At 65.2% G+C, this 19,175-nt stretch carries 16 protein-coding genes; 9 read left to right on the forward strand and 7 right to left on the reverse strand.

The window, feature by feature from the left end:
• Both AC1DYS_RS22530 and AC1DYS_RS22535 read right to left on the reverse strand, forming a co-directional pair.
• A partial coding sequence (locus tag AC1DYS_RS22530) for a branched-chain amino acid ABC transporter substrate-binding protein (protein WP_477903297.1) occupies positions 1-1,212 on the reverse strand: 1,212 nt, incomplete at its 3' end.
• A 139-nt stretch (positions 1,213-1,351) separates the two neighbouring features.
• Positions 1,352-2,998, reverse strand: coding sequence for a 3-(methylthio)propionyl-CoA ligase (locus AC1DYS_RS22535; RefSeq protein WP_477903299.1), 1,647 nt, complete (start codon positions 2,996-2,998; stop codon positions 1,352-1,354).
• 145 nt (positions 2,999-3,143) lie between these two features.
• On the opposite strand from AC1DYS_RS22535, the gene AC1DYS_RS22540 reads away from it, so the two are divergent.
• The 5 genes from AC1DYS_RS22540 (at position 3,144) to AC1DYS_RS22560 (ending at position 6,904) form a co-directional block, all read left to right on the forward strand.
• Positions 3,144-4,616 carry a protein adenylyltransferase SelO gene (locus AC1DYS_RS22540; RefSeq protein ID WP_477903301.1) on the forward strand — a complete coding sequence of 491 codons (1,473 nt, stop codon included), beginning with the start codon at positions 3,144-3,146 and terminating at the stop codon, positions 4,614-4,616.
• Positions 4,613-5,014 (forward strand): peptide-methionine (R)-S-oxide reductase MsrB, encoded by a 402-nt coding sequence (gene msrB / locus AC1DYS_RS22545; RefSeq protein WP_477903303.1) that lies wholly within the window; start codon positions 4,613-4,615, stop codon positions 5,012-5,014. Before AC1DYS_RS22540 ends, msrB begins: the two co-directional genes overlap by 4 nt.
• 36 nt (positions 5,015-5,050) lie before the next feature.
• Positions 5,051-5,701 (forward strand): septation protein A, encoded by a 651-nt coding sequence (locus tag AC1DYS_RS22550; protein WP_477903305.1) that lies wholly within the window; start codon positions 5,051-5,053, stop codon positions 5,699-5,701.
• A gap of 9 nt (positions 5,702-5,710) precedes the next feature.
• Positions 5,711-5,977, forward strand: coding sequence for a BolA family protein (locus AC1DYS_RS22555; protein WP_477903307.1), 267 nt, complete (start codon positions 5,711-5,713; stop codon positions 5,975-5,977).
• A 111-nt stretch (positions 5,978-6,088) separates the two neighbouring features.
• Positions 6,089-6,904: a peptidylprolyl isomerase gene (locus tag AC1DYS_RS22560; RefSeq protein WP_477903309.1), complete on the forward strand. Its 816-nt coding sequence runs from the start codon at positions 6,089-6,091 to the stop codon at positions 6,902-6,904.
• A gap of 154 nt (positions 6,905-7,058) precedes the next feature.
• Here the strand turns inward: AC1DYS_RS22560 and AC1DYS_RS22565 are convergent, their stop codons facing one another.
• The gene (locus AC1DYS_RS22565) at positions 7,059-7,733 is read right to left on the reverse strand and encodes an ABC transporter ATP-binding protein (RefSeq protein WP_477903311.1); all 675 of its coding nucleotides are present in this window, start codon (positions 7,731-7,733) and stop codon (positions 7,059-7,061) included.
• A gap of 16 nt (positions 7,734-7,749) precedes the next feature.
• Between AC1DYS_RS22565 and AC1DYS_RS22570 the strand changes: the two genes are divergently transcribed.
• A complete protein-coding gene (locus tag AC1DYS_RS22570; RefSeq protein ID WP_477903313.1) occupies positions 7,750-8,406 on the forward strand; it encodes an arylesterase in 657 nt (218 codons plus the stop codon).
• 37 nt (positions 8,407-8,443) lie between these two features.
• Here AC1DYS_RS22570 and AC1DYS_RS22575 read toward each other — a convergent pair whose 3' ends face one another.
• Positions 8,444-10,738, reverse strand: a complete 2,295-nt coding sequence (locus tag AC1DYS_RS22575; RefSeq protein ID WP_477903315.1) for a DUF6600 domain-containing protein — start codon at positions 10,736-10,738, stop codon at positions 8,444-8,446.
• 126 nt (positions 10,739-10,864) lie between these two features.
• On the reverse strand, positions 10,865-11,401 hold the full coding sequence (gene def, locus AC1DYS_RS22580) for a peptide deformylase (protein WP_477903317.1): 537 nt from the start codon (positions 11,399-11,401) through the stop codon (positions 10,865-10,867).
• A 146-nt stretch (positions 11,402-11,547) separates the two neighbouring features.
• Between def and AC1DYS_RS22585 the strand changes: the two genes are divergently transcribed.
• Together AC1DYS_RS22585 and AC1DYS_RS22590 are read left to right on the forward strand one after the other, a co-directional pair.
• Positions 11,548-12,291, forward strand: coding sequence for a dienelactone hydrolase family protein (locus AC1DYS_RS22585; RefSeq protein ID WP_477903319.1), 744 nt, complete (start codon positions 11,548-11,550; stop codon positions 12,289-12,291).
• A 45-nt stretch (positions 12,292-12,336) separates the two neighbouring features.
• Positions 12,337-13,020: a haloacid dehalogenase type II gene (locus tag AC1DYS_RS22590; RefSeq protein ID WP_477903320.1), complete on the forward strand. Its 684-nt coding sequence runs from the start codon at positions 12,337-12,339 to the stop codon at positions 13,018-13,020.
• Positions 13,021-13,050: 30 nt separating this feature from the next.
• On the opposite strand, the gene AC1DYS_RS22595 is transcribed toward AC1DYS_RS22590, so the two are convergent.
• Positions 13,051-13,974, reverse strand: coding sequence for an amidohydrolase family protein (locus AC1DYS_RS22595; RefSeq protein WP_477903322.1), 924 nt, complete (start codon positions 13,972-13,974; stop codon positions 13,051-13,053).
• A 289-nt stretch (positions 13,975-14,263) separates the two neighbouring features.
• On the opposite strand from AC1DYS_RS22595, the gene AC1DYS_RS22600 reads away from it, so the two are divergent.
• Positions 14,264-15,838 carry an ABC transporter substrate-binding protein gene (locus AC1DYS_RS22600; protein WP_477903324.1) on the forward strand — a complete coding sequence of 525 codons (1,575 nt, stop codon included), beginning with the start codon at positions 14,264-14,266 and terminating at the stop codon, positions 15,836-15,838.
• Here AC1DYS_RS22600 and AC1DYS_RS22605 read toward each other — a convergent pair.
• Positions 15,814-19,158, reverse strand: coding sequence for a response regulator (locus AC1DYS_RS22605; protein ID WP_477903326.1), 3,345 nt, complete (start codon positions 19,156-19,158; stop codon positions 15,814-15,816). The two genes, AC1DYS_RS22600 and AC1DYS_RS22605, sit on opposite strands and share 25 nt — an antisense overlap.
• Between the last annotated feature and the right edge of the window lie 17 nt (positions 19,159-19,175).

Consider the following 19,175-nt stretch of genomic DNA (forward strand, 5'->3'; position numbering starts at 1 on the left):
GCTGGATACATAGGGCTCGAAGACCTTCTCGGCGATCCAGGTGTTGCCCGTGCCTTCGCGTGCGATCGGGTTCTTCTTGTCGGCCTTCTGCCAGGTGGCGAGGTACAGCGTCTGCTGCAGCTGGTGGTCAGATGCGCGCACCGTGATGTCGCCCGAGAAGCTCTTCACCGAGATGCCTTCCATGGCCTTGGCCACCTTCACCGGGTCGGTCGATTTCGCCTTGGCGATCGAGGCACCCAGCGTCTTGAAGAGGTGGATCACGGTGGCGGTGCTGAAGTCTTCGCCCTTGTACTTGCTTTCGAAACCTTCGAGCACCTTGATGCCTTCGCCCGGCAGGTTGGGGTACGAGCCGTACACGTACTTCACCTTGCCGATGCCATAGTCGCCCAGGGCGGCCGGGGAGCCGGTGGCGCCTGCGTAGTAGGTGTACCAGTTGACGACGAGGCCAGCGTCCTTGGCTGCCTTGAACAGCAGGGACATGTCGTTGCCCCAGTTGCCGGTGATCACGGTGTCCGCGCCCGACTGCTTGATCTTGGCAACGTACGGAGCGAAGTCTTTCACCTGCCCGATGGGGTGCAGGTCTTCGCCGACGATCTGCACGTCGGGCCGCTTGCGAGCCAGCGTTTCCTTGGCGTACTTGGCAACCTGGTGGCCGTGCGCGTAGTTCTGGCCAATGATGTAGACCTTCTTCACCGACGCATCGTCTTTCATGTACGTCGTCATCGCCTCCATCTTCATGGAGGTGTCGGCGTCGAAGCGGAAGTGCCAGTAGCTGCACTTGCTGTTGGTCAGATCAGGGTCGACGGCTGCGTAGTTGAAGTACACCATCTCCTTGCCGGGGTTGCGTTCGTTGTACTTGGTAATCGCGTCGCTGAGCGCGGCCGCAGCACCCGAACCGTTGCCCTGCGCCACGTAGCGAATGCCCTGGTCGGTCGCGGCCTTCAGTACGCTCAGGCTTTCTTGCGGAGAGCCCTTGTTGTCGAAGGGAACGATTTCATACTTCACGCCTGCCGGGTTCGCCTTGCCACCTTCACGCTCGGCCATGAACTGGAAGGTGTGCAGGATGTTCGTGCCGATGTTGGCCATCGGCCCCGACAGCGGATCGATGAAAGCGATCTTCACCGTTTCACCGGCTTGCGCTGCGGCCAGGCCGCTGTGCAGCACAAGAACAGCCGCGGCCGATACGCCGAACATCTTCTTCGTGAGCTTCATTGAATGTCTCCTGAGGTACTAAGAACCGACGTGGTGACATTAACTGAACAAGGCATTGCCAAGCTTCAAGGAATACCCGGAAATGCACGGCAATGCAAAGTGAAACCCACGCGCAGAACTGCTCTGCGGAACGCTGTGATCAAGCCATCGGTAACGCGTGATCCTTGAAGAGGTCGCGCAGCTTGAGCTTCTGGATCTTGCCCGTCGCGGTGTGAGGAATCTCGCTGACGAATGCGACGTCATCGGGGATCTGCCACTTAGCAATGCGCCCTTCGAAGAAGGCAAGCATCTCTTCGCGCGTGAGCTGCGCGCCGGGCTTCTTCACGACGACGAGCAAGGGACGCTCGTCCCACTTTGGATGACGGCATGCAATGGCAGCCGCTTCGTGCACCGCAGGGTGCGACATCGCGATGTTCTCGAGGTCGATGGAGCTGATCCACTCGCCACCCGACTTGATGACGTCCTTGCTGCGGTCGGTGATCTGCATGAAGCCGTCGGCATCGATGGTGGCCACGTCACCGGTCGGGAACCAGTCCTGCCCATCCACCTTCACGAGCGGCGACTCGTCGCGCTGGAAGTAGCTGCTGATGACCCACGGCCCGCGCACCACCAGGTTGCCCGACGACTTGCCGTCCCACGGCAAGGGCTTGTTGTCGTCGTCGAGGATCAGCATGTCGACGCCGTAGACCACGCGCCCTTGCGATGCGAGCAGGCGTTGCTGCTGCTCACGGTCGCGGTCGAGGTGCTTACCCTTGAGCTTGGCCAGCGTGCCGAGCGGCGACATCTCGGTCATGCCCCAAGCGTGGATCACCTCCACGCCGAAATCTTCTTGCAGCGAACGCATCATCGCGGGTGGGCAGGCCGAGCCGCCGATCACCGTGCGTTTGAAGGTGCTGAACTTCAGCTTGTTCTGCACCACGTAGTTGAGCAGGCCGAGCCACACCGTCGGCACGCCCGCGCTGAAGGTGACTTTCTCGTTCTCGAACAGCTCGTAGAGCGATTTGCCGTCGAGGTGCGGGCCGGGCATCACCAGCTTGGCGCCCACCAGCGGGCCGGAATACGGCAGGCCCCATGCGTTGACGTGGAACATCGGCACCACCGGCAGGATCACGTCCTTCGCAGAGCAGCCGAGCGAATCGGGCAAGGCCGACGCGAATGTGTGCAGCAAGGTGGAGCGGTGGCTGTAGACGGCACCCTTCGGATTGCCCGTGGTGCCCGAGGTGTAGCAGATGCTCGAGCCCGTGCGCTCGTCGAACTCGGGCCAGGCGTAGACACCGYTTTCGGCTTCGACCAGCTCTTCGTAGCACAGCAGTTTGGGGATCGCGGTGCTGGCCGGCATGTGCGCGCGGTCGGTCATCAGCACGAAGTGCTTCACGCTCTTGAGAAGCGGCGCGATCTTCTCGACCAGCGGCAGGAAGGTCAGGTCGAAGCACAGCACGCGGTCCTTCGCGTCTTCGGCAATCCAGACGATCTGCTCGGGGAAGAGGCGCGGGTTGATCGTGTGGCACACCAGCTGCGAACCCGAGGTGCCGTAGTAGATCTCCAGGTGGCGGTATCCGTTCCAGGCCAGCGTGCCGACACGGTCGCCGGCCTCGCAGCCGAGCCGGGCCAGGGCCTGGGCAACCTTGCGCGAACGCAGCTCGCAGTCCTTGTAGGTGTAGCGATGCAGGTCGCCTTCGGCGCGCTTCGACACGATCTCGGTGTCGGCGGAATGCCGCGCCGCATGCACGATCAGCGACGAGATCATCAGCGGCATTTCCATCATTTGGCCAAGCAGGCGAGACATGTTCTTCTCCAGGTTCAGTGAGGGCAATGCAAGGATGATAGGAAGGCCCCTGCCCCCTGAATTCCTGCTGTTTACCCCTAGAGAGAATGAGATTCGGGCCACTGGCTAAACTGCCGCGATGGCTGCTGTACTCGATGTCGCGAACATGTCTGCACTGTGGGGCGAACGGTGGTCGAACCGCTTTGCGTCACTGGGCGAAACCTTCTACACCGCGCTGCTCCCGCAGGGCCTGCCCGACCCGCATTGGGTGGCGTGGAGCCCTTCATGCGCGGCGTTGCTGGGCCTCGCGAACACGCAGCAACCCACCGATGACCAAACGCTGCAGGTCTTGAGCGGCAATGCGCTCGGTGCCGGCATGCAGTCACTGGCCAGCGTCTACAGCGGCCACCAGTTCGGCGTCTGGGCCGGCCAGCTCGGTGACGGCCGCGCGCACTGGCTCGGCGAAGTCGAGACGCCGAATGGCCCGATGGAAGTGCAACTCAAAGGCGCCGGCCTCACGCCGTATTCGCGCATGGGTGACGGGCGGGCCGTGCTGCGCTCGTCGATCCGCGAGTTCCTCGGCTCCGAGGCGATGGCCGGGCTCGGCATTCCGACCACGCGGGCCTTGTGCGTGACGGGTTCCGCGCTGCCGGTGCGCCGCGAAGCCATCGAGACCGCCGCGGTCGTGACGCGGGTGGCACCGAGCTTCATCCGCTTCGGCCACTTCGAGCACTTTGCGCACACCGCCGCAAACCCGGAAGCGTTGAAGCAGCTGGCTGATTTCGTCATCGACGCGTATTACCCCGAGTGCCGCGAGGCGCCACAGCCGTATGTGGCGCTGCTCGAAACCGTGGCCCGCAACACCGCCGAGCTGATGGCGCACTGGCAAGCAGTCGGCTTCTGCCACGGCGTGATGAACACCGACAACATGTCGATCCTCGGGTTGACCATCGACTATGGCCCCTTCGGCTTTCTCGATGTCTTCGACCCTGGCCACATCTGCAACCACTCGGACCACCAGGGCCGCTATGCCTATGCGCGTCAGCCGAATGCCGCGTTCTGGAACCTGCATGCGTTGGCCCAGGGTCTGCTGCCGCTGATCGGCGAGCCGGACGACGCGCTCGAAGCGCTGGAGGCGTACAAGACCGCCTTCCCGCAGGCGCTGGAACAGAAGATGCGCGACAAGCTGGGCCTCGCCACGGCACAGGAAGACGACCGCACGCTGATCGATGGCCTGCTCAAGTGCATGGCCGACAACAAGGCCGACTTCAGCATCACCTTCCGTCGGCTGGCCCAGTTCAGCACCGCGGAAGACGCAGCGAACGCAGAGGTGCGCGACCTCTTTCTGGACCGCGAAGCCTTCGACGCCTGGGCCACGGGCTACGCCGCACGGCTGCGTGCCGAAAGCAGCGTCGACGCCGAACGCGCCTTGCGAATGAACCGGGTCAACCCCAAGTATGTGCTTCGCAACCATCTGGCCGAAGTGGCCATCCAGCAAGCCCAGGCGGGAGACTTCACGGAGACGCAGCGCCTCCTCAAAGTTCTGGAGCGCCCCTTCGACGAGCAGCCTGAACACGCGGCCTATGCCGACTTTCCGCCCGACTGGGCGCAGACCATCGAGGTGTCCTGTTCATCATGAGCAAGTACAAAGTTGAGAAAACCGACGCCGAGTGGCGTGCGCAACTCGACCCGGTGCAGTACGAGGTTGCGCGCCATGCCGCCACCGAACGTGCCTTCACCGGCAAGTACTGGGACCATTTCAAGGAAGGCCAGTACAACTGCGTCGGCTGTGGTACCCCGCTGTTCAGGTCAGATACCAAGTTCGATGCTGGCTGCGGCTGGCCCAGTTACTGGGAACCGATCAACGGCGAAGTGGTCGAACGGGTCGTCGACAAGAGCCACGGCATGGTGCGGGTGGAAGTGCGCTGCAACAACTGTGGCTCGCACCTGGGCCATGTGTTCGAAGACGGCCCCGAGCCGACCGGCGAGCGCTTCTGCATCAACTCGGCAGCGATAGACTTCAAGCCCACGACCTGAACCCCTGACCCGAGAGAGTGCCGCGCGCCCGTTCCGATGAAACTCCTGTTCGATTTCCTGCCCATCGTCCTGTTCTTCGGAACCTTCAAGTACGCCGAAGCCCAGAAGGACTGGGCGGCGCGTTTTGCCTCCGACCATTTCGGCTTTCTCGTCTCCGGCGGTGTGGTCGGCCCGGGCGAAGCACCCGTGCTGCTCGCCACGCTGGTGGTGATCGCCGCCACGGCCTTGCAGGTGATCTACCTGCTGGCACGTGGCAAGAAGGTCGACATGATGCTGTGGGTGTCGCTGGGCATCGTGGTCACGCTCGGCGGCGCCACGGTGTGGTTCCACAGCGAAGAATTCATCAAGTGGAAGCCCAGCGTGCTGCACTGGTTCATGGCCTTGTCGCTGTGGATCAGCCAGAGCTTCTTCGGCAAGAACCTCATCAAAGCCATGATGGGCAAGCAGATCGATCTGCCCGATGCCATCTGGCGCCGGCTCAACCTCGCGTGGGTCGCGTTCTTCGGCGCGATGGGCTTCATCAATCTGTACGTCGTGCGTAATTTCTCCACCGACGCGTGGGTCAACTTCAAGCTCTTCGGCTTCACCGGGCTGATGGTGTTGTTCGTGGTCGCGCAAGGCGTTTACCTCACGCGCCACATCAAGCCGGAAGCCGGCGAATCCGACACGCCGAAGCTGCCTGGCTGAGCGCACACGATGGCCGTCACCGCACAAGACATCGAAGCCGCGCTTCGCGAAACGTTGCAGCCCGCAGCACTCGAAATCACCGACGACAGCCACCTCCATGCTGGCCATGCAGGCGCGCGCGAGGGCCGGCATTTCAGCGTGCGAATCGTCAGCGAACGCTTCAACGATCTGTCACGCATCAAGCGGCATCGCCTCGTATATGATGCCCTTCACCTTTTGATTCCGCGCGGTATCCACGCGCTCGCCATCGACGCCCGCGCTCCGGGCGAAAGCTGAACACCCGCTGACACCGACCACACACCGCCCGCGCATCAGCGTCCCCGGCCGTGTCATCGAACAGCCCTCTCGCCTCCCCTGTTTCCATTCCCGTTGAAAGGCCCCAAGCCCATGAAGAAGCTGTCTCTTGCTGCCCACGCATCGTTGCTGGCAGTCTCCGTTGCGCTGCTGTTGCCCGCTGGCGCACAAGCGCAGAACGTGGCCATCGTCAACGGCAAGCCCGTACCGAAGTCGCGCGTTGAAACGCTGCTGCAGCAAGCCACCAAGCAAGGCGGCCAGCCACGCACGCCTGAACTCGAAGCCCAGGTGAAAGACGAAGTCGTGCTGCGCGAAATGTTCATGCAGGAAGCCGAGAAGCGCGGCCTGGCTGCATCGTCGGAATACAAGACGCAGATGGAACTGGCGCGCCAGAGCATCCTGATCCGCGAGCTCTTCAACGACTACACCAAGAAGAACCCGGTCACCGACGCCGAGATGAAAGCCGAGTACGACAAGTTCAAGGCGCAGTCCAGCGGCACCGAATTCCGCGCGCGCCACATCCTGGTCGAGAAGGAAGAAGACGCCACGGCCCTGATCGCGCAGATCAAGGGCGGCGCCAGCTTCGAAGAGCTGGCCAAGAAGAACTCGAAGGACCCGGGATCGGGCCAGAACGGTGGCGACCTCGACTGGGCGAACCCCAACTCGTACGTGCCCGAGTTCTCGCAAGCGCTGTCGGCGCTGAAGAAAGGCGAGATGACACAGACGCCGGTGAAGACGCAGTTCGGCTATCACATCATCAAGCTCGAAGACACGCGTGAAGCGCAGTTCCCGGGCTTCGACGAAGTGAAGCCGCAGATCCAGCAGCGCCTGGGTCAGCAGCGCCTGACGAAGTTCCGTGATGACATCAAGGCCAAGGCCAAGACCGACTACAAGTTCACCGGAGAGTGATGGGCCCCCCAGTCGCTGTGCTCCTGCCCCCGAGGGGCGCCGCCTGGTGGACCGGCAAAGCCGGATCCACTGGCGTTGCTTGAGGGGCGGGTCGCTTTGCTTCCGCGATCGGCTGATACAAAAAGGCGCTCTTCGGAGCGCCTTTTGTTTTTGTTCAGCTCAGATCGACGCGGCCGGCTTCTATTCGGAGTTGCCGATCGCAGCGTGCTGCGATTGAGCGGTCGTGGGTCACGAGCACGAGCGTCGTGCCGGCTTCGCGGTTGAGTTCGAACATGAGTTCCATCACCTTCTCGCCGGTGGCGAAGTCGAGGCTGCCGGTGGGTTCGTCGGCCAGCAGCACGGAGGGTTTTACGACGAAGGCTCGGGCCAGTGCCACGCGCTGTTGCTCGCCGCCTGAGAGCACCTTGGGGTAGTGCGACAAACGCTCGCCGAGCCCCACGCGTTGCAGCATCTCTGTCGCCAGCACGCGGGCGTCGTTGCGGCCTTGCAGTTCCAGGGGAAGCATCACGTTCTCTAGCGCCGTCAAATTGCCGAGCAACTGGAAGCTCTGGAACACGAAGCCGAGTTTGGCTGCGCGGACGGCTGCGCGGGCGTCTTCATCGAGCACGAACAAATCGGTGCCGCCCAGGCGAACCGTTCCGGTGGTCGGCGTGTCCAAACCCGCAATGATCGAAAGCAAGGTGCTCTTGCCAGACCCGCTGGCGCCGACGATGGCTGCTGACTGCCGGGCCGCGAGCGTGAAGTCGATCTCATGGAGAATCGTCAGCAGGCCGCTGGAGTCCTGCACTTGTTTGGTGACGCGCTCGACAGCAATGATGGATTCAGACATGAAAGGCCGGTATCGAATGGGAATGACGCGCAGAAAATGGCTGGGGCACTGTACCGCGCTTGCGCTCGCCAGCATGGTGTTGCCCGGAATGGCCCACGCGGCCCAGGGTGCGGCGAAGCAGGTGATCCTGGTGGTGGGCGACAGCCTCTCGGCCGAGTACGGCCTGGAGCGCGGCAAGGGATGGGTCGCTCTGCTCGATCAGCGCCTGGTGCAAGACAAGCGATCGGCCACAGTGATCAATGCCAGCATCAGTGGTGACACCACCTCCGGCGGCCGCTCGCGTCTGCCGGCTTTGCTGAAGCAGCACCAGCCGACGATCGTGATCATCGAACTCGGCGGCAATGACGCTCTGCGCGGCCTGCCCTTGAACAGCACGCGCGACAACCTGCTGGCCATGACGCGTGCCGCGAAGGCGGCGGGTGCACAGGTGCTGGTGGTGGGCATGCAGGTGCCACCCAACTACGGTCGGCAGTACAGCGACGATTTTGCAGCGCTCTTCGCGAATGTTGCGAAGACGGAAAACGCGGCGCTCGTTCCCTTTCTGTTGAAGGGTGTGGCCGATGTGCCGAACTTCGAATCGCTGTTCCAGGCCGATCGCATTCACCCGAAAGAACAAGCCCACCCCACGATGCTGGCCAACGTGTGGGTGGGGTTGAAGCCGATGCTGCGCTGAACCTCGGCAGCGAAACGTCGCGCTGATCAGAAAGCGATCAGCGCTCCCTGTCTCCGCCCCGCCCTTCACGCTGGCCCGGCCGCCCCTCGGGTTGCTGCGGGCGTGCTTCGCGCGCGGCTTGCGGCGGCGGCCGCTGAACTTCAGGCGGACGCGCAGCCGGAGCCGGCGCAGGAACGTGTGGAGCAGGAGCCGGCCTCGCAACCTGAGGTGGCGGCGCTTGCGGATGCGGTTGCGCCGCAGGTGGCGCCTGCACAGCAGCGCGCGGCGGGCCAGGCATCTCGGGGTTGCGGCGAACGCGCTCTTCGCGTTGCGGTGCCATTGCACGATCCGGTGCGGGTGGCGGTTGATTGCGCACGAAGCCTCCGCGCTGCGGCGGCGGTGCGTTGGCCACCGGCGCACCTGGGTTCACAGGTGCCGTGGGAACCACAGCGGTAGGACCACCGCGGCCCGGGCGATCACGTTCACGCTCACGGGTGTCTTGCGGGCGCTGCACGGGTGCGGCCGGTTCGGGTGCGGTGTTCGCTACGGGCGGCGTGGGTCGGTTGTTGTCCCCTGGGCGTTCGTTCGGACRTTCACCGCCGTTGTTGCCACCCGCACGCGGCGGGGTGGCACCCGGCTGCTGCGGTTGGGCAGCGACACCGGTGGCCGGGGCAGGCAGTGTGCGCACGGCGCCAGGAGGCGTTGCTCCAGCCCGGTCGCCTGGGCGTTCGCCAACGCGGTCGCCAGGTCGATCACCGGCACGGTCTCCAGGGCGCTCCCCTGCGCGGTCACCGGCGCGGTCACCAGGTCGGTCACCACGGTCGCCGACTCGATCTCCAGGCCGCTCGCCATTGACGCGCGGTCCGCCCGGCTGCTGAGCTTGCTGACCCGGAGCGCCCGGAGCAAAGCCGGCGCTGTTCGACGGCGAACCCGGGCGCGACATGCGCGGGTCGCCGACCGGGCGCGTGCCCGGGGCAAAGCGCGGAGGTGCAGCCACCGGGGCGTCGGCACGCGGACGCTCGCGCACCATGTCGCGCAACACCCGATCGTTCACTGTCGTGATGGCCGGAGCCACCGGTTGACGCCGCTCGACCACCGATGCCGGCACCACCGTCACCGCATGCGGAAGACGGCGGTTGACGTAGGGCGTGTCGGCCATCGCGCGGCCGGGGTTGTTGACGATGTTCGTGACGTTGATGTTGGTGATGTTGGTCACCTGCGTCACGTTGACATTGCGCACATAGCGGGGGCTCACGCGGTAGCCAGGCACGTAGACCTCGCGCGGCGCCAACGGGAACCAGCCGACGGTGGGCGCACGGCCCGCCGTGATCGAGACGCTCAGGTTCGACCCACCCACCCAAGCGACGAGAGCCGGCGCGTAGACCGGGCGAGCCACGTAGCGCCCAGGCGTCCAGCACCAGCTGTTGCGCAGCCAGACCCAGCGGCCGTAGTGGAACGGGGCAAAGCCCCAGGGCGCATCGTCAACCCAGCTCCAGCCCCACGGGCTGACCCAGGCCCAGTGGCCCATGCGGTAAGGCGCCCAGCCGGGAGCCACTTCACGTGGAATCCACACGGCGCCGTAGTCGGGGGTCTGCTCCCAGCTGCCGTAGCGGTCGAGGTCTTCGGCACCAGTCATCTCGGGTGACACATAACGCGTCGAGACGCTGCGTTCTTCGCGTGAATCGCGTGAGGCCACCCAGTCGCCGAAGCTGTCGCGCTTGGGCTCGGTGATGGAGTACTGCGCCGCACCACGCTCTTTCCAGAACTCGACGCGCTGGCCTTGCTGCACCGTCAGCGCGGTGCCATCGCCTTCGTAGACGGCCTGGCCGCTGAGCGCGGTGGCACTGCTGGTGTCGTCGATGCGGTCGAACCGGTAACTACCTGGGCGCTCGGTGCGAAAGCGCCCTTCCTCGGTGGCGAGGCCAAATTCATTGGCGGCTTCGCGCGTGCGCAAACGGGCCGTGGCGCTGCCGCTGTGCAGTTGCACGCTGACGTGGTCGTCGTCCAGTTGCAGCACCTCGATCTCGGTGTTGCCGGCGATGCGCAGCACCGAGGAGCCAACCCGCACTTCGGCCCGGCCGTCGTTCTCGGTCGAGAGGCGGTCACCGGTCGTGATGGGTCGGTTGCGCTGGGCGGCAACCCACTCCCCGCTGTCGGTGGCATAGATCCACACCTGGCCATTCACCTCGGCCAGGCGGCCGGCGCGCTCCGGGGGATCGGATGCGTCGGCAGCGCGGGCCGACTGCATCGAGACGGCAGCCAGCAGCGTTGCCAACACCAGGCCGATCAGCAGACCCAGCCAGGGCCGAGCTTGAAATGCGCGCGCTCGCGCGCCAGGTTCCAGATGTTTCATGTGCATGGTCTCGCGTTGGAGCAGAGCGAACCGCAGGGGTTCCACGCGTCTACAACGCGCTGGACACGCAATGCGCTGACCGGGAAACGTTTCTTAGCAAACCTTCGGGCTCGGGCGCCGGGCAAATCAATCGTCGTCTGCCGGGTCCAGCTCGGGAAACAGCACGCTTGTGAAGCCGAACTGCGAGAAGTCGCGCACCCGCATCGGGTAAAGCTTACCGATGAGGTGGTCGCACTCGTGCTGCACCACGCGTGCGTGGAAACCCTCGGCCTCACGGTCGATCGGCTGGCCCTTGGGGTCAAAGCCGGTGTAGCGGATGCGCGCGAAGCGCGGCACCATGCCGCGCAGGCCGGGCACTGACAGACAGCCTTCCCAGCCCTCTTCTTCGTCATCCGCCAAGGGCGTGATCTGCGGATTGATGAGCACCGTCTCGGGCACCGGAGGGGCATCAGGGTAGCGGTCGTTCTTCTTGAATCCGAAGATCACCAGCGCCAGGTCGACGCCGATCTGCGGTGCCGCCAGGCCCGCTCCGTTGGCCGCATGCATGGTGTCGAACATGTCGACGATCAACGCGTGCAGCTCGGGCGTGTTGAACTGCTTCACCGGCTTGGCCACGCGCAGCAAGCGCGGGTCGCCCATCTTGAGGATTTCTCTGACTGTCACGGCAAGCTCTCGAATCTAGAACGCGGAAGCCTTGATTCTGATCCAAGCCGCTCACGCCTGACGCGCTGTGGGTATGGAGCGGATAGAGTTGCCCGGCAGTGCGAGACCGCGAATCTCCACCCCATCAGAACACCAAGGAGACAACCTTGATCGAACAACACATCGACATCCCGACCGCCGACGGCGCCATGAACACCTTCGTCACCTACCCCGACGAAGGCGGCCCCTTCCCCACCGTGCTGTTCTACATGGACGCACCGGGCAAGCGCGAGGAGCTGCACGACATGGCCCGGCGCCTCGCGACCGTGGGCTACTGCGTCGTGCTGCCCAACCTCTACTACCGCAGAAGCCGCGACTATCGCCTGCTCGAGCGCACCGAAGCGGGCATGGCCGAGATGTTCGGCCACATGCACTCGCTGAACCGCCTCACCACCGAGTGCGACACGCAAGCGATGCTGCGTTTCGTCGACAGCCTGCCGCAAGCGGACACCTCGCGCGTCGGCGCGGTGGGCTACTGCATGAGCGGGCCCTTCGTCGTGTGGGCGGCAGGGGCCTTCCCCGAGCGGCTGCGCTGCATCGCGTCGATCTACGGCGCCAACATGGTCACCGACCAGCCAGACTCACCGCACCGCGTGGTAAACAAGGTCCGCTGCGAGGCCTACTTCGCCTGTGCCGAGATCGACAAGTGGGCACCGCCACCTGCGGTCGCGCAGTTGAAGGCGGCGCTCGAGGCCGCCGGCACGCCGCACCGCGTCGAGTGGTATCCGGGTGCGGAGCATGGCTTCGCATTCCCTTTGCGCGTCGGCATCTACAACAAGCCGGCGGCCGAGCGGCACTGGGAGCGGCTGTTCAGCCTGTTCAGGCGGCATCTCGGCCACGCCGCGGCCTGAGAAGCGAGCGGGTGGATTCACAGCGTCACGTCGGAGAACCACGCCATGCCACAGATCAAAGCCATCGTCTTCGACCTCTACGGCACCTTGTTCGACGTGCATTCGGTCGCCGCAGCCTGCGAGAGCGAATACCCCGGACGCGGCCGCGAAATCAGCGCACTTTGGCGCCAGAAGCAGCTCGAATACACCTGGCTTCGAAGCCTGATGCAGCAGTACGCCGACTTCGAGCAATGCACGGCCGATGCGCTGGTGTATGCGTGCAAGTTTCTCCAGCTCGACTTGAGCGCGGTCGGCAAGACAACGCTGTGCGACGCCTACCTGCGGCTCGCACCCTTTCCCGATGTGCCCGCCGCGCTGAAGCAACTCAACAGCCTCGGATACGCGCTCGCCATCCTGTCGAACGGCTCCACCCACTCCATCGACACCGTGGTTCGCAACGCGGGGCTGTCCGCTGAATTCAAGCACCTCATCAGCGTCGACAGCGTGCGAACTTTCAAGCCACATGCCACGGTGTATGAGCTCGCAGAGCGCCAACTGCACGTGGAGCGGGCGTCCATCCTGTTCGTCTCATCCAACGCGTGGGACGCAACCGGCGCCAGCTACTTCGGCTACCCCACCTGCTGGGTGAACCGCAGCGGCACCTTCGACGAGATGGGTCGCAAGCCCGACCACATCGTCACGAGCATCAGCGCCGTCGGGCCCCTGCTCTCGGCCTTGCAACGAAGCTGACGCCGGGCAGTCGCGAGTTCCGGCGGGGCCTCACTCGCGGTCCGGTACTGCTGGCAAACCGAACAGCGCGGCACCATTGCCCCAGGCGATGCGGCGAGCCGCCGCGGGCGGCAGGTCACCGAGCCAGCGCCGGGCCTGCTGCATCAGGTTCTCGTAGTCGTCCCACCGCTCGTTGATCCAGGTGTCCGAGCCGACCAGAAAGCGCTCGGGCATCTCGGTCAACAGCGCACGCCATGCCGGGCTCAGCCCGCCGCCAGCCTGTGTCAACCCGGGCCGGTACGACAGCTCACCCATCAACGTAGGATGGCGCTGCAGCAGCGCGCGCACGCGTTCGATCGGCACACCGCCGATGCCGGTGTGCGCCCAGATCAGCTTGGTCTTCGGCGCGTGGGCCATCAGCTTCTCGATCGCCACATCGTCCACATGCGCCAGCACCGCCAGGCCGCGCTGCTCGGCCAGTTGCATCAACCGCCGCGCGGTGGGGCCGTCTGCATTGGCGCTGTCGTAGAGATGAAACTCACCCAGCCCGCGGTAAGGCCCGGTCTCGGTGCCAGCCGCCAGTTCGCTCAACACCATCTCCACGATGCTCGGGTCCGCGTGCCAGCCGCTGTAGTCGGCGCGATTGCGGTAGAGCCGAACAAACGGCACCACCGTCACACCCGCACGCCGCGTCTGTTCGCGTGCAGCCGCCAATGCCTTGGTGCCATCGTTGGGCCGGCTGTTGGACACCACCGCACGCACGCCACTGCGCTGCATGCGGCCCAGCACATCCGGCACGGGGTGCGGCTCGACCGCCTCCACGTTGTAGTGCATGTGCGCGTCGAACAGCGGGCCGGCGTATGGCGCAGCTGCCTGCTGCGCCTGCGCGTGAGCGCCGTGCAGAGCGAGAAGCGCCGCCAGGACGACGAAGGATGCGCCGCGGAGGGCATGGTGAAAAGAGAGCGTCATCGACATGCGGGCGATCCTTGGGTTACGAGCTGGCAGCACGGGACCTCAAGAGTATCCAAAGCCGGTAAGCCTGTTCGGCCGAAGGCTGTCAGGTTGCGACACTCATGCGCCCGAGCTACGCAGCACTCCTCTGCTGAGCAGCAAAGAGATTGAACCGGCAGGAGGCGTGAAGCTTGGCGCCGCATACAGCCAATTCCGCCAGCGCAATCCTCGCTCACCCCATGCCTTGAAAGAGTCCACACGGGCAAGCGCCGGAGCAGAATGCACCTGTGCCGACAACCCAGAGGAGACGGCCATGAGCGCAGGATCGAAGTGGGCGGGCTTGCTGATCGCAACGTTCGCAACCATGGTGTCAGCGCAGGACGCGAAGCCGAAGACCGAGGTCTACAAGGCTTCGACAGTGAACGTCGGCGACGTCGTTCCACCGAAGGTGGTTCCACCCTGCAAACCGGGTCGCTGCCCCTTCGCCGGACAGACCGTCACGATGATGATCGTGAAGGAAGCCAACGAAGGAGCGCTGGGCGAACTGAAGGCTGAATTCGAAGCAGCCACCGGTGCAAAGCTCAACCTGGCCCAGTTCACGCACCAGGATCTGTTCCCGACCTTCATGTCCGACCTGACCACCCATGCGGGCCAGTACGACGCGGCCTACGCGGGCGCCTGGTGGCTGGGGGAACTGGTGGCTGGCGACTTCATCCTGCCGTACGACAAGTACCTGAAGGACCCGCGTTTCCCCAAGTGGAGCTTCGACGACGTGCTGCCCGGGCCGCGCAGCCTGTTGTCGTATGCGGGCAAGAAGTACATGGTCGCGAACGACCACGATGGGCAGATCATGTACTACCGGCGCGACCTGATCGAAGACCCGCAGCATCGCACGGCGTTTCGCCAGAAGTACGGCTATGCGCTCGACGTGCCGAAGACCTGGGCGCAGTTCCGTGATGTGGCGGAGTACTTCAACGGGCGGGATCTCAACGGCGACGGCGTGGCCGACCATGGGCTGTCCATGCACCTGAAGGTCGGCGCCCAGGGCATGTTCCATTTCATGTCGTTCTCGGCACCGTTCGTGATCGGCCCAGACAATCCGAAGTCGTATTGGTTTGATCCCCAGAACATGCGGCCGCTGATCGCGAGCCCGGGCCACGTGCGTGCGCTCGAGGCGCTGGTGGACCTGGTTCAGTTCGGGCCCAAGGACATGCGCAACTGGGACCTCGGCCAAAGCTGGGACTACCTGCTTGCGGGCCGTGCTGCGCTCACCTTCACCTGGGGCGATCTGGGCGCGCTGGCGCAGGACAAGGGCAGCAAGGTCAAGGGCAAGATCGGCTCGGCCCCGGTGCCTGGCACGCGCGAGTACTTCAGCGCGGCGCGCAACAACTGGATCGCCGTCACTCAACCCAACGTGGTGGGCAACACCACCGGTGGGTCGTGGGCGGGAGTGATCTCGAAGTACTCGAAGGCGCCCGAGGCGACCTACTACCTGCTCGCCTTGCTGGCGACCAAGGAAAAGTCGCAGGTGTACGCGGTGCGTGGCTGGGACGGCATCGACCCTGGGCGCACGTTCCACTTCCTGCCGCCCGACGGCTCCGGAAAGATCGAGACCTACCTCAATGCCGGATGGGACGAGCGCGACGTTCGAGACTATCTGCATGCGTACTACGAGAACTTCAACAACAAGCTGCAGTTCCCCTACCTGCGCATCCCCGGTGCTTTCAGCTACTGGCAGGCGCTCGATGTGCACTTGGGCGAGGCGGTGGCCGGGCAACTGAGCGCCGAGATGGCATTGAAGGCCGCCGCGGTCGACTTCGAGGAGATCACGCTGCGCCTCGGCCGCGACCGGCAGCGCAGCGCCTACCGGAAGTCCTTGGGGCTGTAGGACGCGAGACTTTCCGGCAGCCGATCGGGAGGTTTCCGCGCTGCCTCGGCGGTCTCGGCGACACGAAGTTCGTCGAAGACTTCGTCGAGTTGTGCGGAGGCCTTCTGCAGCAGTGCATCCACATCAGCGTCGCCTGCACCGTCGATGCAAGCCCGCTCCAACGCAGCGGCGGCTTCTTCCAGCGCCGGCATGCCCAGCGTGCCGGCCTCGCTCTTCAGGTCGTGCGCAGCGCGCATGGCCGCCTCGGGATCTCCTGCAGCTCGCGCGGCACGGAAGCGCTGCACGAACCCCGCCTCGCGTTCGGAGAACAGGTTGAGCATGCGGCGGTACAGCGCGTCGCTGCCTCCGGCATTGGCCAGGCCGCTCGTCTTGTCGACGCGGGGCGATTGCGGTGGGCTGCCCACGCCAGTGTCTGCTTCGCCCTGCGCCGTAGCCAGCCGCGCCGGCTTGATCCAGCGCGCCAGGGTCGCAAACATCTCCTCGACGACGATGGGCTTGGCGATGTGGTCGTCCATGCCGGCCGCAAGCACGGCTTCGCGGTCGCCGACCATCGCATTGGCCGTCATCGCGATCACCGGCAGGGTTCGCAGCGACGGCCGCTCCCGCAAGAACCGGGTCGCGGTGTAGCCGTCCATGTGCGGCATCTGGCAGTCCATGAGCACGGCGTCGAAGCGTTCGCGGGCCAGCGCATCCAAGGCCTCCTGGCCATCGCAGGCGACGCTGACGACAACACCAACGCGGCTCAGCAGGTCCACGGCCAATTCGCGGTTGAACGCGTTGTCTTCGACCAGCAGGATGTGCGCTCCCGCGAGCGCCGCCCGGCGGTCGAGCAGCGCATCGGCCCGCCGCGCGCTGCGCGTGGGGGCCAGCGGCGCGCGGCCCAGCACGGTGACGCAAGCATCGAGCAGCGCCGAGGGCGTCACCGGCTTGGTCAGCAGCGCGCCCACCTTCAACTGCCGATCGGCCAGGTGCTGGCGCACTTCTTCTCGCGCGAATGCCGTGGCCATCATCACGAGCGGTGCCGGGTGGCGCAGTCCCGCGCCATCGACGAGCGCCTGCGCGCAGGCCACGCCGTCCATACCGGGCATCTTCCAGTCCAGCAGCAGCAACTGATAGGGCTTGTCGCTTGCGTCCGCCTGCTTCACGTACCGCAGCCCTTCTTCGCCACCGGTGGCGGTATCGACCTGCAGGCCCAGCGCCTGGCTCATCGCCATGAGCACCTCGCGCGCGGCGGCGTTGTCGTCGACGATCAGGACCCGGGTGCCGGACAGGCTGTCGTCACCGCTGAGTCGCTGCTCTGCCGCGGCGCCTGGCTGCAGCCCAAAGCCAATCTCGAAGTAGAAGCGGCTGCCGCGGCCCGGCACACTCTCGACCGCGAGTTCACCGCCCATCAGGTGCACCAGATGCCGGCTGATCGCGAGGCCCAGACCCGTGCCGCCATAGCGCCGGCTGGTCGAGGCATCGGCCTGGGTGAAGGGTTGGAACAGGCGCTCCTGCTGCTCTGGGTTCATGCCGATGCCGGTGTCGCGCACCTCGAAGCGCAGCCGGACCGAGGTGGCGTCTTGTTCGAGGATGTTCACCGCCACGATGACCTCGCCCCTTTCGGTGAACTTGACGGCGTTGTTGCCCAGGTTCAGCAGCACCTGGCCCAGCCGCGAAGGGTCGCCCACCAGCGCCGTCGGCAGCTGCAACGGCATCTCCAGCAGCAGCTCCAGGTCCTTCTCGTCGGTCTTCATGCCGACCACGTTGCTCAGGTTGTCCATCACATCGCCGAGCCCGAACGGGATGGACTCGATGTCAAGCTTGCCGGCCTCGATCTTCGAGAAGTCGAGGATGTCGTTGATGATGCCCAGCAGCGATTCGGCCGAGGCGTTCACCTTCTGGATGTAGTTGTGCTGCTTCGGGTCGAGGCCACTTTGCAAGGCCAGGTGCGACATGCCGAGGATCGCGTTCATCGGCGTGCGAATCTCGTGGCTCATGTTGGCCAGGAAGCTGCCCTTTGCACGGTTGGCGATCTCCGCGGCGTCCTTGGCGCGCTGCGCTTCGATGAACACCGATTCGAGGTGGGCGATGGTGTCCGCCAGCCGCTGCGTCATGGTGTTGATGCTGCGCGCCAGCAGCCCGATTTCGTCGCTCGACTCGACCGCGGCGCGTGCCGAGAGGTCGCCGGCAGCGACGCGTTCGGCCACACCCGTGAGGCGGCGAACTGGCCCCACGATGCTGCGCTGGAACCAATAGGCCAGGACCACCGCCGCCAGCAGTGCCAGCAGGGCGACCGCCGCGGCGGCGAGCCGCGCCCCGGTGATGGTGCGAACCATGCCGGTGAGCGCATTGCCCAGCTGCACTTGCTGGTCCGCCGTCAGCTTGGCCAGACGCTCGAGCATCACTTCGGCCTGCGGCGCCACCTGGGTGCGGTACAGATAGAGGTCTTCGTAGGCGCGCTCGCCATTCAGGATGCTGACGATCTGCAGTGCCAGCTGAGTCACCTCGGCGCGCTGGCGCGCCAGGTGATCGAGCAGCACGTTCTGCTGCTTGTCGAACATGGCGCGACCGGCCACCACCGAATTCCATGCAGCGGCATTGTTAGACAGCTGCGGCCCGTAGGCCAACTTGAAGCTCAGCTCCCCCGACGCGCCGTAGGCGATGAGGTTCGTCACCATCGCGTCGAACGAGGTCTGGAAGCGCAGCAGGTCTCCCACCAGTTCACGCGTCTGCGGGCTCGAAGGGCGAGACCTCTGCAGCTCGATGATGCTGCTGATGCCGTCCAGAACCTGGACGCGCCGCGCCTGCACGTCGACACGCGAGAGCCGCAGCGCCGGCTGGTTCTTGAGCGGGTTGTCGTGCAGGTCGAACAGCTGTTTCGGCAAGCCCTCCCAGCGGCGATAGTCGGCGGTCAAATCGCTGACCAGGCGAGCCGCCTCGACTTCGGGCCAGCTGTTCGACATCGCCTGCAGCGAGGCCAGGCTGCGCTCGAACTCGCGGCGCGCCGCCTGGTACTGCTGTACGTCTTGCGGGTCGCTGAGCACGAGGTAGCCGCGCACATGCAGCTGCATGCTGAGCAGGCTCGCTTGTGCCTGCGTGGAGGCGAGAGACGCGGGACGGCGCAGGTTCTCGGCCAGCGCGATGTCGCGGGTGAGCCGCTGCCCGCCCAGCAGCGCCAGCACCACCACGAGCACGGTGACACCGGCCAGGACGCCGAAGGCCACCGTCAGCTTGCCGGCAATTCCAAGCTCATACCACCGCCCTGCCTTCACCGCGGGGGCGTCGGGCGTGGCAGGCGCAATGGGCACGGCGGGTGTGTCAGACGGTACTTCTGTCATGTCACGGGGAGTGCGCC

This window comes from Rhizobacter sp. P2_G4 (assembly GCF_056403575.1).